The organism is Nonlabens antarcticus (assembly GCF_015356755.1).
Taxonomy (GTDB): Bacteria; Bacteroidota; Bacteroidia; order Flavobacteriales; family Flavobacteriaceae; genus Nonlabens; species Nonlabens antarcticus.
Window position 1 is genome coordinate 192667 of record NZ_JADFCO010000062.1, and the last position, 14397, is coordinate 207063.

Below are 14397 nucleotides of genomic sequence, written 5' to 3' on the forward strand. Positions count from 1 at the left end.
TCCTATCCCAGGCTTTGCATATTGACCAGATTGCTATAAACTCCTTGTAAAGCAATAAGTTCTTCATGAGATCCTTGTTCTGCTATTTTACCGCGGCTCATCACTATGATTTGATCGGCCTTTTGAATGGTACTTAATCGGTGAGCTATAACTATCGAGGTTCTATTTTCCATCACCTTTTCTAAAGCACCCTGCACCAGTCGCTCACTTTCAGTATCCAGCGCACTAGTAGCCTCATCTAGAATAAGAATAGGTGCGTTTTTCAACACTGCTCTAGCTATGCTTAAACGTTGCTTTTGACCACCACTTAATTTGTTACCGCTATCACCTATATTGGTTTGTATTCCATTGGGAAGTTGAGACACAAATTCCCAGGCATTGGCAATTTTAAGAGCTTCTATTACTTCCTGATCAGTGGCGTTTTTATTGCTCAACGCTACATTCACCGCCACCGTATCATTAAATAAAATACTATCTTGAGTTACCAGAGCCATTTGATCGCGCAAGCTTTTCAACTTCACATCTTTAATATTGACGCCATCGATTTCAATCGTTCCCTGTTGGATATCATAGAAACGAGTTACAAGATTTGCGATAGTACTTTTCCCGCTACCTGATTGACCTACTAGGGCAACGGTAGAGCCTTTGGGAATGGATAATGTAAAGTTTTCCAATACATTTTCATCCTCATAAGCAAATGTTAGGTTACGAATTTCTATCGCTTTCGCGAAAGCGGACACCTCCACAGCATTTTCTTTATCCTTGATATGGTTTTCTGTATGCAATATCTGCAAAACGCGCTCTGCAGCTGCGTTCCCCTGTTTGACACCATAACTAGCTTTTGAAATCGCTTTAGCCGGTGTTAAAATTCCATAGGCAAGGCCCATAAAAGATATGAAAATCGCACCATCAATGTTATTGTCAAATACCATTTTTCCACCAAACCAAAGCAAAACACCTATCACCAGAATTCCTAAAAATTCACTCACCGGACTTGCTAATCCTTTGCGCAGTTCTAATTTATTTGCATAATTGTAGTAGCGTTGCGTACTATCTTTAAAACTGTCCTCCATGCGATTTTCAGCATTAAAACCTTTGATAACCTTGAGTCCACCCAGTGTTTCTTCTAATAAAGAAAGAAAGAAACCTTGTTCTCGCTGTACATTATCACTCTGCTTTTTTAAACGCTTTCCTATGAGGGAAATGATAAATCCAGAAATAGGTATGAATACGAGAACAAAAATGGTTAACTCTACACTGAACAATAACATAGCTGCCAGAGCAAAAAGTATGTTCAACGGTTCCTTAACAATCAGTTCAAGAATGGATAAAAAGCTCGTTTGTACTTCCTGAGCATCACTGGTAGCACGAGCAATAACATCGCCCTTGCGTTTTTCAGAAAAATAGGAAATGGGCAGATTTACAATCTTACCGTATAAAGCATTTCTAATATCCCTCATCACGCCATTTCTCAGGAATGTAATAAAGTAAGTCCCTAAATATCCCGATACGTTTTTAAGCAAAAACAGCAATAGAACAATAGCAATCATAGCAATCAAAGCTTGTTCTTGATTATTGCCCACAACATCAGTCACGTACCAGTTTACATAACCTTCTAGATAATCCTTAGCCGTTGTAATCCCTTCCCATACTGGTTTTTGATAAACATCTTCTGTCGTTTGAAAAAGAACCTTCATAACGGGAACGAGCGCTACAAATGACAACGTACCGAAGAAGGCATAGAAAATATTACAGATAATGTTTGCAATTCCATACTTGCGATACGGCTTTGCAAACTGAAGTATTTCTTTAAAGTAATTCATTAATTAATATCAAGACCCTTTTCAATAGCGTCTAATTTTTTATTCAATTTTGCTTTCATTGCGTCATAATTATCGACATTATCCAGTGTTTCTTTAACACTCATGTAAAACTTGATTTTAGGTTCAGTTCCACTAGGTCTGGCTGCGATTTTACTTCCATCTTCCAGATAAAATATCAAGACATTTGAAGAAGGAACATCTATTTTTTCAGCTTTATTCAGAGATTGATTCCTGCGGATTCCTGTCTGGTAATCCTCGATAATGATTACTTTTTTACCAGAAATTTCTGAAGGTGGCGCCGCTCTCAAGTCAATCATCATTTGTTTTATTTCCTGTGCCCCAGAGATTCCTTTTTTAACTAAGCTTACCAAACGCTCCTGGTAACAGCCATGTTTTACATATAGATTTAATAAATAGTTGTAAGCTGTTGTTTTGTTCGCTTTCGCGAAAGCGAGCATTTCACAAGCCAGTAAACTAGCAGTAACGGCATCCTTATCCCGAACGAAATCGCCTACCATGTATCCAAAACTTTCCTCGCCACCACCTATAAAGTTTTGATCTGGAGCATCCACAATCATTTTAGCAATCCATTTAAATCCTGTCAACCCTTCCTTGCATTCCACGTTATGAGCGGCGGCAAGATCTTGCATCATGGGTGTGCTGACGATGGTAGACCCTATGAAAGGTTTATTTAATTTTTTAAGATCTGTCTGCTCTAATAAAAAAGCTGTCATCGCAATCATAGTTTGATTGCCGTTGAGTAACAGCATCTCACCATTATTATCTCGAATTGCAATTCCCAATCTGTCGCTATCTGGATCCGTACCGATGACGATATCTGCATTTATTTTGTTAGCCAGACCCACTGCCATTTCCAGTGCTTCCGGCTCTTCTGGATTGGGAGATTTTACGGTGGGAAAATTACCGTCGGGAACTTCCTGCTCTTTTACAATATGTAGATCTGTATAGCCCGCAAGTCGCAAGGTGTCTGGCAAGATGGTAATGCTGGTACCGTGTAAACTGGTGAACACCACTTTTACTTTAGAACGATCAATATCACCTGCAATCTTTCCAGCGCTGACACTATCCTCGATAAAGGCCTGGTCGTCGGTTTTATCTAAAAGATGAATTAAACGATCGTTTCCACTAAATTTTATATCGGCAAAATTTGTTTTATCTATGGTGTCTAATAACTGTTTATCCTGCGGTGGTACTAATTGACCGCCATCTTGCCAGTATACTTTATACCCGTTGTACTCTGGCGGATTATGACTGGCAGTGAGCACAATACCAGCGTGACAGTTTTTACGTTTTACGGTATATGACAGCAGTGGGGTAGGGCGCAGCTCTGGGAATAGATATACGTGAATACCGTTAGCGGTTAAAACCTCTGCAACAACTCGCGCAAGTTCTTTACTATTATGCCTGCAATCATAAGCAATTGCGACTTTTAATTCCTCATCGGGAAATGACTCTTGTAAGAATTGAGATAATCCTTGTGTGTTTTTTCCTAGGGTGTATTTATTTATTCTATTTGTTCCTACGCCCATGATACCGCGCATTCCACCAGTACCGAATTCTAAATTTTTATAGAAAGATTCCAGGTATTCTTCAGATTGTGCTTGAATCAGTAATTCGGTTTTTGAGATGGTATCAACGTCAAAAGGTTTTTTAGTCCATGCCGTTGCAACGTTGCGAATGTGATCTTTATCCATGTATATTAAAAATATAGATTTACAAAGGTACTATTTTATGAAACGCTCGCGAGCAGCATTGATTCACGCGTTTTAGTTTTCACAATTCTCGCAATACGTCATTTTCAAATAAGCATCTTCTAATAATTGAAACGTCACGCCACCTTCTAGCGATGGGTTAAATAATTTGCAATACCGCTCCATGTTTTGATTGACTGCATTGAGCATAATTGTCCGATATGCATCAGTTTGTGTCAGTTTTTTGTCAATCATGGTGAGATTTAAATAGTAGAATAACAAATCCTCATCAATGGTAATTTCTTGGGCACGTGGTTCTAGTAATTTTACGGCCTCGCTGCTTTGAGCATAATAAGTCAGGAATTGCGCAAGACTTAGGTAATCTGAATCGGTTAGAGAGATTTTTTTGTAGGTGTTTAGAATGTTGCGGACGCTCCTATCTTTTTCGTCAAAGTTGCGCTTGCGCATCTCACGCTCTGCACGAACTATATGGTAGTTAATCATCATGCGATCTATGAGACTGCGCTCGATCCCGTATTTTTTGAGGTTTGAAATTTGATTCTTAAACTGGATGGCATCGATGGGAGCTGCATCATTTCTCCAAAGTATAAATTTCAATACGACGAGATTGTATTGGATTTTGGGATTTTTAGGATCGAGATCTGCGAGGCCTTTTAAGTCGTTGTAAACAATCATGGACTGGCGTATATCCATGGAATATTTATACATATTATTTTTGACTAGAAAATCAATGTATTTTTTCTGTCTGGGGATTTCTAATTTATTCAAGGCATCTGGAGACACTAGACCCCTTACCTTATCATATAAGGATGCCTGAATCGCTGCAGCCTCTTCTAATTTTTCAGATTTAAGGTTAGCGTTGAAAAGTACAATCAATTCATCCACAGACTTGTCCTTATATAAATCGATGCGATCCAGCTCTAGGGTAACCACTGCCTTACGATGATTTGCAAGAATAGGTTCTAATTCAGTGGAAGTTTGCCCTACTACTTTTGCTTTGATCTCTTTTTTGGAGAGCGATTTCAAGTCGGCAAATTTTGATTTTGAAATGTCATTGAAAAATTCCACCCAATTTTCAGAGGTTGTGATGTTTGTTTTTATTTCTGGTGATTGGAAGGTTTGCATGGAACTGGCAATACTGCTGCCGCGTTCTTGTTGTAGTTCCATATTACGTTCTGTACTTCCTTCAATACTTGCGTATGCCTTGATATCAATAGATTTAATATTGAAATCTGTCAAACGCAGGGAATCGTATAAAGGTTTAATGTCTGTCGCCTCATAAACCGATTTATTTTTCTCAAACGGAATTACAAATTTCAACGTTTTATAGCGAGTAATGGATTGCTCTGAATCGCTGATAATTTTTTGGTTTTTGAAGGTCAGTGAATCCAGATAAATTCCCATATCCAGCAAATCCCAAGGATAGGATGCCAGGTTGTAAATAGTATAATATTTACAAAGTGTATTTTCATTTAAAAAAAGAATGTTGAATTCTAGATCCTGCTTCATCATAGAACCGGGAATCGTTCCCACCGCCACACGATATTTGTCTTTTTCAAAAGGTTTCATTCCTTTCTTCAAGTCGCTGGTGTAAATAGGAGCAAGTAGTTTTCCTTTTATTTGTGAAGCCATTGTAGTGCTTTCACAAGAGTAGCGATCTTTTGAAACAATTTCCACGGCTATACCGTCGGTTGACTTTTTGAAGAGTTGGTTGACCCATTTCTCATCATTAGTTTCAAAGAAAAGATTACGCCCGTCTCTTTTAATGACAAAAGAAGTTTCCTTGGGCTTATTTTGAAAAGCCTGTTCAAAATAAGAGCAGACGGCGCTTCTTTCAGCACTAGTGGGAAATTGAATCCCAAAAAGCTCTTGAGCGTTAGTAACCGTCAGAAAAAAGCAAAAGATAATAATAATAGATAATTTCAATCGGCTGGCCATCTGTGGTGTATTAAAATACTAAAATAGCCTTTCGGGTTTAAGAAGCAAGAGAAACGTACGTAGGTTGGTTTTTAATCGGTGGTACTAACTTTATGACTAAAGCTACGAGTGGTGACATTGTGGTTGCTATTGGATTTTTTAGGATCTAGGCTATCAATTTAACCGCTTAAAGGCATCAATTCCAGAACATCTATTGATTACTTTTTATCAGATTCTTCTTTAAAAAGATTAGATCTTGGTGGTTTCCTCTGCAATTTTATATCGTTCTTGTTGAAGGCCAGTTCTAACAATAAGCTCACCTATAAAACCAGCGATGAAGAAAAGACTTCCTAAAATCATTGCGGTTAAAGCAATATAAAACCAAGGGTTTGTGGTCACTAATACATAGGGTAAATCTGCCGCCATTTTGTAAAGCTTAGAAACACCGATGTATGCGGCCACGACAAAACCAAATATGAACATCACAAATCCCAAAGTCCCAAAAAAGTGCATCGGACGTTTACCAAATCTAGATATGAATGCAATGGTCACTAGATCTAAAAATCCTTTTATAAAACGATCATATCCAAACTTTGTCTCGCCATACTTGCGGGCCTGATGCTGCACTACTTTTTGAGTAATATTAGTATAACCCGCATTTGCTGCAAGCACAGGAATGTAACGGTGCATCTCGCCGTGAACATCTATATTTTTCACTACCGCGCTACGATAGGCTTTCAAGCCGCAATTAAAGTCGTTGAGCTGAACCCCACTGGTGCGTCTCGCAGCCCAATTGAATAATTTACTGGGCAAATTTTTAGAGATGACGTTATCATATCGCTTCTTTTTCCAGCCGCTAACCAGGTCATAATTGCCGTCAACAATCATATGGTACAGTTCGGGAATCTCCTCAGGGCTGTCCTGTAAATCAGCATCCATAGTGATGACCACATCGCCTTCTGCTCTTTTAAAACCTGCATGAAGCGCTTGTGATTTACCATAATTGCTCAAAAACTTTATGGCGGTGAGGTTGTTTCGCTTTCGCGAAAGCGAACTTAATATAGACCAACTGCTATCAGTACTGCCGTCGTCAATATAAATGACTTCAAATGAAATACTTGTTGTGACCATGACGCGTTCTATCCATTCCTGTAACTCTGGAATGGACTCTGCCTCGTTAAGTAGCGGTATGATGATGGAAAGCTGCATTCTAGGCGGTCTCAGGATTTTTCTTAATAAAGAATGCCATGACAATTCCTATAACTGTGTAAAAAAGCAATTTTGAAGTCGCGGCCTTTATATAACTGATGGCACTGTAATCAATGTCGCTGACTTGAACGGCAGCATTTGAAGTAGCTTTGCGCTGTTCCACCATCGTTTCCTGCAACAAACGAATTGTTTCTTGTGCTGCAGGATCCCATACCACATAAATTAAATAATTGATAGCAGCTTCTGCTATAAAAATGATGAGAACTGATAAGAAAAAAGCGAGTACGGCCTGCTTTAATGAAAGGTAACCACCCAGCTGTCGTTTGCTGTATACTTGTGCAGCAATCCCTATTGAAAGTGGGATCACATAAGTGGCTATTCCTATCCAGACGTTTTGAAAGTCTTGATTTTGCCATATGTAAAGATAGCAGGACACCACAACGGCTGCTCCCGCAAGTCCAAAAATAGCTGCTATTTTCTTAACGATATTATCCACTTTAATAACTCTTTTGGGTTTGCTTGCAAATATAACCGTTATGAAAGTTGTTGACATGGCAAGTTCATTGTATTTTTACGAGCAAGGCCTTGCGTATATAATTTAAATGATTAAGTTTGCAGCCGCTAAAGAATAAAGTACAAGATCATGCAAAAAGGAATCCACCCAGAAGATTACAGACTAGTCGCTTTTAAAGACATGTCTAATGAAGAAGTTTTCATTACTAAATCTACTACAAATACAAAAGAAACTATCGATGTAGATGGTACGGAATATCCATTAGTTAAAATGGAAATTTCTAGAACTTCTCACCCGTTCTACACAGGAACTAATAAACTTATCGATACCGCTGGTCGTATTGACAAGTTTAAAAACAAATACAAGAAATTCGCGAAGTAATTCTCGAATCTTAGTTTATATTTAAAAAGCCTCGCATTTGCGAGGCTTTTTTGTTGTGGTGTGAACCGAAGGCTGTAATAATTATTCGATTGCCGATTATAGTGTTCCTAGGCAAAACTTAATTACCGCTTAAAAAAACAAAAAACAAAGCCAATTCACCGCATTTCTAATTTCAGATTTGTGTATGTGATAGATTCCGCGCATCGAGTGCGGAAATTAAATGGTTGTGTCAAGATTTTACGTTAACTGAGAAGCGAAGCCGTCCTACGACGGTTTGACGCTGAGGTAATTATATTATTGTTGTACGACTTACATTTGCTCAAAGCTGAATAATAACTTGTTTTTACCGCTTGAGGAATATCTGCGAGAACGAAGTTGCTACTCGAAAATCAAAACCAACTTGTCAGGCTATTCTAACATGGAGTTTGGGGATGTGATAGATTCCGCGTTGAGTGCAGGAATTAAATGGTTGTGTCAAAATTACATTAATGAGAAGCTGCAACTGCTTACTAATGATCCTCTGTTTCTGATGCTAGTAGTGTACGTCTTTTACCGGGTGAGTTGAACTTTTTAAGTAGGATAGTAGTAAAAGTAGTACCACTTTCTTCATCGCTTTTCAAGTCTACGGAACCTCCATGTGCTTCTGCAACAATTTGCGCGAGAGTTAATCCCATACCCCAACTATTTATAGTACCGTCATCTATGTTTTCTCTGCCTAAAAATTCGAATATATGCTCTTGTTTTTCTTTAGAAATTGGATTGCCATAATTGTGAATTTCAATACTCATACGATCCCTTAAATCTTTTACTGTGATAGTAATGGGATGCAAGTTAGATCCATATTTAATAGCATTTCCGATCAGGTTTTCTAGCAATCGTCTTACAGCAGCACCGTCAAACACCCCTATAATTACTTCGTCTGGACATGATAATTTTATTTCACTTCCATAAACTTCTTTGGCCTCTTCAAAAACCCATTTGATATCGTGTATCAGGTTTTTCTCTTCAAAATTGAGCATCATTCCCTGGCCTGCCTGTACAGTAATTCCATTCATCAAGCCTTCTACCAGGCTTATAGCTTTTCTCACGCTACGTTCTGCGGCATCCCGCATTTTTCCAACCCATTTACCTTCTTTATCCTGTTTTATCATTTCTAATGATAACTGTGCGGCGGCAAGTGGATTGCGTATATCATGAGCAATAGTACCAACTAGCATTTCCTGCATTTCTTGAATAGACCTAGAAAAGGAACCTACAGATTTAAGAATGGAGGTTTCTATAACATATTTGAGCAAGTCTGAAACTTCTTCATTATATCCTTGCTTGAGCTTTAAATAATTAGACAAACATCTGTGGAAGATGATGTATTCAAGAATCACCTGTTCCACAGTGTAATTTGCAGTCTTAGCACGATGACGGCCATGATTCTGACTATTTTCTAATATTCCATTATAGCCAGCATCCACGAGTAGCGAGCCCATGTCGATATAACGGTCCATAATGTCAGCTATGTCATTGATGATGTTGGGCAGATGATCATACAATGAAACTGTAGTAGCCATTCTAGCAGCAGGAACCTCTGATGTTACTTCTTTTTCCCAAGCTGCTAAAATATCAGAATTGTTCTCTCTTAACACTCGTGCAGTGTTTTTCATTAAGTTTATTTGATGCAATTTAAGATATTTTCAAATTGCAGCTTCTGCTGTAAGAAAAAAACTACGAATTAATTATCCAAATATAATTTTAAGGACGAAAATTAAAGGGCTCTTACACACAATAAATCGTTTATTTTAATGGTGTAAATAGCATTTTGTTTGACAAAATAATTATTCAAAAGTATTTCAAAAATTAAAAAATTACATCAGTATTCACTGTCTTATTTATGGTAGTTGATTGACTTTCCTCCAATTCACTTTTACCTGGAATCTTAGACATTGCAAATTCCGCAATAGCGGTAATAGATAAAGATGGGTTCACACCCGGATTAGCTGATATCATTGCACCATCGATCACATACATGTTTTCATACCCGAAAACCTTGTTATCCTGATCAATGACACCTTGATTGCGGTCTTTTCCCATCACCGCACCGCCTAGAATATGTGCGGTTGAAGGAATTCCTGCCAGTGTTTCCAAAGCAAACGAAGTGCTAACGCCATTAATAGCTTTTTGATAGGCATCTACCAACTTAATAGATTCTGGAATGAATGGGGTAGGAGCCTTGCCTGTGCTGACGGTGGACGTCATCTGACCCAATGCATTTCTTTTAAATTTTAAGGTGCTGTCTAGGGTTTGCATGAACAGCAATACCACCGTGTTTTTTGCCCAACCGTTCACAAAATAGATCTTGAAGTAATCCACGGGATGTTTCAGGAATTTGCCTACCGTTTTGAACAGTCGCGATACCACATTTGACCCGGTGACGTAAGGCATGTGTGCAAGCTTCCACGCATCTGACCCTTCTCCATAACGGCAAATCTCCAAGTGGCTGTTTTCGTCGGTATCCAGAATGCTGCCTATGGCAATTCCCTTTGAATAATTCTTGTCCTTTTCCAGACTGGAAACACTGATCAAGGTTTCATTATTACTGCGAATGTCCTCGCCTAGCTTGTCGGATAGATCGGGCAGTGATTTTTGTTTCAGTTTCAGCAGCAATTTTACGGTACCTAAAACACCGCCTGAGAATATGACTGCAGTTGCAGTGATCTTTTTTGATTTGGCAAAGAGTTTTGTGCTGCTCTTTATGGTAACTTCATAACCTTGTGAACCGTCGCCTTTGGCTATAGGTTGTACGTCCATCACTTCGTTTTCGGCAAGAATCTCGGCACCTTGTTGTTGTGCGAGGTAGAGATAGTTTTTATCCAACGTATTTTTAGCATTGTAACGGCAACCCGTCATACAGGCACCACAGAAATTACAACCGCTGCGATCTGGGCCTTTACCATTGAAATAAGGATCCTTGACCGTCTTATTTTCTTCTCCGAAAAATACCGCCACTCGAGTGGAATCAAACTTTTTGAGGATGTCCAGATCTTCTGCTACTTTTTTAAGTCCAAGATCGCCATCAAACAATTTTGGGTTTTGCGCTGCGCCCAGCATTCGTAATGCTTCGGTGTAATGGGGTTTGAGTTCCTGTTCCCAGTCGGCGAGCTTGCTCCAAGATCCGGAGTTGAAAAAGGCAGTTTTAGGGGTGGGCAATGTGTTTGCATAAACTAAAGAACCGCCGCCCACACCAGTTCCGGAAATAATAGCAATGTGTCTAAATATGGAAAGCTTCATAATACCAAAAAACCGCAAATATGGCATCCACAGCCATCTTTTGAAATTCCAGTTGGATTTAGGGAAATCATCAGCTTTGTACCATTTTCCTTTTTCAACCACCAATACTTTATAGCCTTTTTCGGATAATCTCAATGCACTGACCGAACCGCCAAAACCGCTGCCTATGATGATATAATCGTAATCGTAATCCATTTTATGGTTTAAAGTTTCTCCTTCAAAGTTCAAGGCAGAAGGTAATAATTAAGAAGAACAAAGTACAAAGATATTTTCTTGGAATGATAGAGATCAGTTGCTCCGTTTTTGAAGTTCAGAATTCAAAATTTGGCATTCAGAATTAAACTTTTTTTTCAAGTTCGATTTCAATTTAATTATAATTTTAGGTCTATTTACTCTGCTAACCTTCGTCTTTTGCTTCGTCTGATCAATCCAAATGCAGCAGCGCCAATCACTAAGTAGCCTATGATCAGTAAGCTTAATAAAAACGATTTATTTCTTTGGATCACTTTAAAGTCGGCTATTCCGAATTTCCAAAACAACCATTCTTCCGCTATTCCAGAAGCTGTGTAATAATTTCCCATTTGAAGAATGATAATACCGTCTTTAGAATTCAAGTCTATACGGGCTGCGGTGTTCATGGCAGTCACACCGCCCACACCGTCGTGACCTATGACTTTAGAATCTTCATCACTTTGACTGTATAAATCTGGGCCCAATCCATATACCGGTACATCGTTGACATAGGTTTGTGGAGCGTTCATTAAATCCTTTGTAGCTTGAGAAAGAACTACATTATCACTAATGGTAGCCTGCATCAACTTACTAAGATCTTCCACACTGGTGAATAAACCCGCAGCTGCAAGTGCGGTATGTGTGTTTGGCTGTGTTAGATTGCTATCTTCATCATAGAGTTGCCCCAGTTTTAAGTCTGGTTTTGAGCGCAGTAGAAATGTCGAATTATTCATTTGCAGAGGTTCAAAAACCGTCTGTTCGATATAATCGGGAAAGGATTGTTGAGTTACTTCTTCAATAACCAACTGCAAAATGGCATATCCTATGTTTGAATATGCATATTGAGACCCTGGTTCAAACCAGATAAAGGAATCACCTTCATAGGAATTAAGCAACTCTTCAATAGTCTGGGTATTTGTTTCAGGTTTAAAGTTATCATCCTCTATATCCCTAATTACTCCAGAGGAATGTGACAGTAACCGGCGGATGGTTATTTGCTTGTTGTCAAAATCACTTTTGTGCAAATGCCACCTAGTAAGATAGCTGTCAACGGGTACATCTAGGTCTAATTTTCCCTGTTCCACAAGTTTCATAACGCCCCATGCCGTGACCCACTTACTAATGGAAGCAACTGGAAAAACAGTTGTTCTATCAACGGGCTGGTCAATAGAATAGTAATATTCATCTTCTATTTTACCGTCTTGGATGAGTGCCATGGCTCGGCTACCCACAAACTCTTCGTCGGGATTAACTTTTGTGGATTCTATAAACGATTTTGCGCTGTCTTCTTCGTTTATAGAGCTCAATAGAAAGCCGTTGCTCATGCCAAAAAACAGAAATGCGGTCCATGCAACTAGTGCAATTAGTATTAAAAATATGTATTTGAGAATTCTCATGCCCTAATGAATATCGTTTGTGGATTACCAAAATAACGATTATTTACGACTATGTAAATCTCGAAATTTCAAAAACCCAAGTCAACTTATGGTTATAGAAATTCCTAATTGTTTTCGCTTTCGCGAAAGCGAACCACCCACACGCGCTATCTTTACAAGCTATGAGGGACGACACGAGTGCAACATCTAAAGTGACCATGCTATCAGCCTTTAAAACGATCATCTGGCCAAGGCGTAAGTTGGTTTTTATAGGTCTGATCCTCATTGTTATAGGACGTCTGGCGAGTTTGATCTTGCCGTGGAAGTCTAAAGCGCTGATTGATGACATCATCCCCAACAAGGATTTTCCCGCTCTCTACGATTTGCTATGGCTGGTAGGCTTTGCCCTGCTGGTACAGGCGGTAACTTCCTATCTATTGACGATTATTTTAAGTGTGCAGGCACAATATTTGATTTCAGAACTGCGGGTGCAGGTACAGAAAAAAGTGCTTTCCCTTCCCATTAGTTTTTTTGACAATACAAAATCTGGAGCACTAGTTTCCCGCATTATGAATGATGTGGAAGGAGTGCGCAACCTAATAGGAACTGGACTTGTTCAACTGGTGGGAGGAACGATTACCGCAGTAATATCGCTGGTGTTGCTTATACGTATCAATGCGTGGATGACGCTATTTGTATTCTTGCCGGTAGCGATTTTTGGATTTGTAGCGCTGAAAGCCTTCAAGTACATTCGACCGATTTTCAGAAACCGCGGAAAAATAAGTGCAGACGTCACCGGTAGATTGACTGAGACGCTTTCTGGCGTGCGGGTTATAAAAGGCTTCGGTGCAGAGGCGCAAGAAAATAAAATATTTGAAGAAGGGGTGGATAAGCTCTATCTCAATGTGAAAAAGAGTCTAACCGCGACGGCTGTGGTAACCAGTAGTTCTACGTTTTTGCTGGGTCTGGCTTCGGTTGGAATTATGGGAATAGGTGGTTACTTTATGATGGAAGGTACCATGACGGTAGGGGAATTTTTGTTCTTTACAATCCTGCTAGGTTTTATGATCGCACCTATCGTGCAGATGTCAAACATAGGAAGCCAACTCACAGAAGCGCTCGCAGGACTGGACCGCACGGAAGAATTGATGAATCTAACGCCAGAAGACGAGATGGGCGAACGCACCATTGAACTGGACAACTTTAAAGGTAATCTGAAATTTGATAACGTATCCTTTTCTTATGAGAAAGGCAAAGAGGTGATTCATGACATCTCTTTTGAGGTTAGCGCTGGAAAAACCGTAGCTTTGGTGGGTAGTTCTGGATCCGGTAAATCCACCATTGCAGGACTTTCCGCTACTTTTTTAAACCCTACCGATGGAATGGTTTCTATTGATGGACAAGATATGTCTAAAATTAAGTTGGCTAGTTTCAGAAAACATTTAGGCGTCGTTCTCCAAGACGAATTTCTCTTTGAGGGAACCATTAGGGAAAACATTTTGTTTCCTAGACCAGATGCCAGTGAGGAGCGTTTGCTCGCTGCGGTAAACGCAGGTTATGTGAATGAATTTACAGACCGGTTTGAAGATGGTCTTGATACTTTGATAGGAGAACGTGGTGTCAAATTATCAGGAGGTCAGCGCCAGCGTATTGCTATCGCCCGAGCTATACTCGCAGATCCCAAAATTATCATTCTCGATGAAGCTACTTCCAATCTTGATACCGAAAGTGAAGGCTTGATTCAGAAATCCTTGTCAGAATTGGTTAAAGACAGAACCACCATCGTCATTGCCCATAGATTGAGCACCATTAAAAAAGCAGATCAGATTCTTGTGATAGAAGATGGAAGGATTGTGGAGCGCGGGACTCATGACGAGTTGATTGCGGTGGAAGGGAGATATTATGAATTATATACTTATGAAAGTAGGATATAG

10 protein-coding genes are annotated in these 14397 nt (G+C 39.3%); 2 read left to right on the top strand and 8 right to left on the bottom strand.

Going from position 1 to position 14397, the window contains the following annotated elements:
• Nucleotides 1-2: 2 nt before the first annotated feature.
• From IQ282_RS04155 to IQ282_RS04175, 5 genes are all read right to left on the bottom strand, one after another.
• A complete protein-coding gene (locus tag IQ282_RS04155; protein WP_194850645.1) occupies nt 3-1823 on the bottom strand; it encodes an ABC transporter ATP-binding protein in 1821 nt (606 codons plus the stop codon).
• Nucleotides 1823-3538 carry a phospho-sugar mutase gene (locus IQ282_RS04160; protein WP_194850646.1) on the bottom strand — a complete coding sequence of 572 codons (1716 nt, stop codon included), beginning with the start codon at nt 3536-3538 and terminating at the stop codon, nt 1823-1825. The genes IQ282_RS04155 and IQ282_RS04160 overlap by 1 nt, the downstream gene beginning before the upstream one ends.
• A 72-nt stretch (nt 3539-3610) precedes the next feature.
• Nucleotides 3611-5494, bottom strand: coding sequence for a hypothetical protein (locus IQ282_RS04165; RefSeq protein ID WP_194850647.1), 1884 nt, complete (start codon nt 5492-5494; stop codon nt 3611-3613).
• A 228-nt stretch (nt 5495-5722) separates the two neighbouring features.
• The gene (locus tag IQ282_RS04170; protein WP_194850648.1) at nt 5723-6682 is read right to left on the bottom strand and encodes a glycosyltransferase family 2 protein; all 960 of its coding nucleotides are present in this window, start codon (nt 6680-6682) and stop codon (nt 5723-5725) included.
• 1 nt (nt 6683) lies between these two features.
• Nucleotides 6684-7235 carry a DUF4199 domain-containing protein gene (locus IQ282_RS04175; protein ID WP_194850649.1) on the bottom strand — a complete coding sequence of 184 codons (552 nt, stop codon included), beginning with the start codon at nt 7233-7235 and terminating at the stop codon, nt 6684-6686.
• A 90-nt stretch (nt 7236-7325) separates the two neighbouring features.
• On the opposite strand from IQ282_RS04175, the gene IQ282_RS04180 reads away from it, so the two are divergent.
• Entirely contained in the window at nt 7326-7577 is a 252-nt protein-coding gene (locus tag IQ282_RS04180) for a type B 50S ribosomal protein L31 (RefSeq protein WP_194850650.1), read from the top strand.
• 509 nt (nt 7578-8086) lie between these two features.
• On the opposite strand, the gene IQ282_RS04185 is transcribed toward IQ282_RS04180, so the two are convergent.
• From IQ282_RS04185 to IQ282_RS04195, 3 genes are all read right to left on the bottom strand, one after another.
• Nucleotides 8087-9232, bottom strand: coding sequence for a sensor histidine kinase (locus IQ282_RS04185; RefSeq protein ID WP_194850651.1), 1146 nt, complete (start codon nt 9230-9232; stop codon nt 8087-8089).
• A gap of 193 nt (nt 9233-9425) precedes the next feature.
• Nucleotides 9426-11051 (bottom strand): GMC oxidoreductase, encoded by a 1626-nt coding sequence (locus IQ282_RS04190; RefSeq protein ID WP_194850652.1) that lies wholly within the window; start codon nt 11049-11051, stop codon nt 9426-9428.
• Nucleotides 11052-11245: 194 nt separating this feature from the next.
• Nucleotides 11246-12484 (bottom strand): serine hydrolase domain-containing protein, encoded by a 1239-nt coding sequence (locus tag IQ282_RS04195; protein ID WP_194850653.1) that lies wholly within the window; start codon nt 12482-12484, stop codon nt 11246-11248.
• A gap of 161 nt (nt 12485-12645) precedes the next feature.
• Between IQ282_RS04195 and IQ282_RS04200 the strand changes: the two genes are divergently transcribed.
• The gene (locus IQ282_RS04200) at nt 12646-14397 is read left to right on the top strand and encodes an ABC transporter ATP-binding protein (RefSeq protein WP_194850654.1); all 1752 of its coding nucleotides are present in this window, start codon (nt 12646-12648) and stop codon (nt 14395-14397) included.

What these genes read in the sequence shown, in the direction of transcription:
- IQ282_RS04160 (WP_194850646.1), bottom strand. Translation starts at nt 3,538, where the DNA reads ATGGATAAAGATCACATTCGCAACGTTGCAACGGCATGGACTAAAAAA.
- IQ282_RS04190 (WP_194850652.1), bottom strand. Translation starts at nt 11,051, where the DNA reads ATGGATTACGATTACGATTATATCATCATAGGCAGCGGTTTTGGCGGT.
- IQ282_RS04195 (WP_194850653.1), bottom strand. Translation starts at nt 12,484, where the DNA reads ATGAGAATTCTCAAATACATATTTTTAATACTAATTGCACTAGTTGCA.
- IQ282_RS04180 (WP_194850650.1), top strand. Translation starts at nt 7,326, where the DNA reads ATGCAAAAAGGAATCCACCCAGAAGATTACAGACTAGTCGCTTTTAAA.
- IQ282_RS04170 (WP_194850648.1), bottom strand. Translation starts at nt 6,682, where the DNA reads ATGCAGCTTTCCATCATCATACCGCTACTTAACGAGGCAGAGTCCATT.
- IQ282_RS04155 (WP_194850645.1), bottom strand. Translation starts at nt 1,823, where the DNA reads ATGAATTACTTTAAAGAAATACTTCAGTTTGCAAAGCCGTATCGCAAG.
- IQ282_RS04175 (WP_194850649.1), bottom strand. Translation starts at nt 7,235, where the DNA reads ATGTCAACAACTTTCATAACGGTTATATTTGCAAGCAAACCCAAAAGA.
- IQ282_RS04200 (WP_194850654.1), top strand. Translation starts at nt 12,646, where the DNA reads ATGAGGGACGACACGAGTGCAACATCTAAAGTGACCATGCTATCAGCC.
- IQ282_RS04185 (WP_194850651.1), bottom strand. Translation starts at nt 9,232, where the DNA reads ATGAAAAACACTGCACGAGTGTTAAGAGAGAACAATTCTGATATTTTA.
- IQ282_RS04165 (WP_194850647.1), bottom strand. Translation starts at nt 5,494, where the DNA reads ATGGCCAGCCGATTGAAATTATCTATTATTATTATCTTTTGCTTTTTT.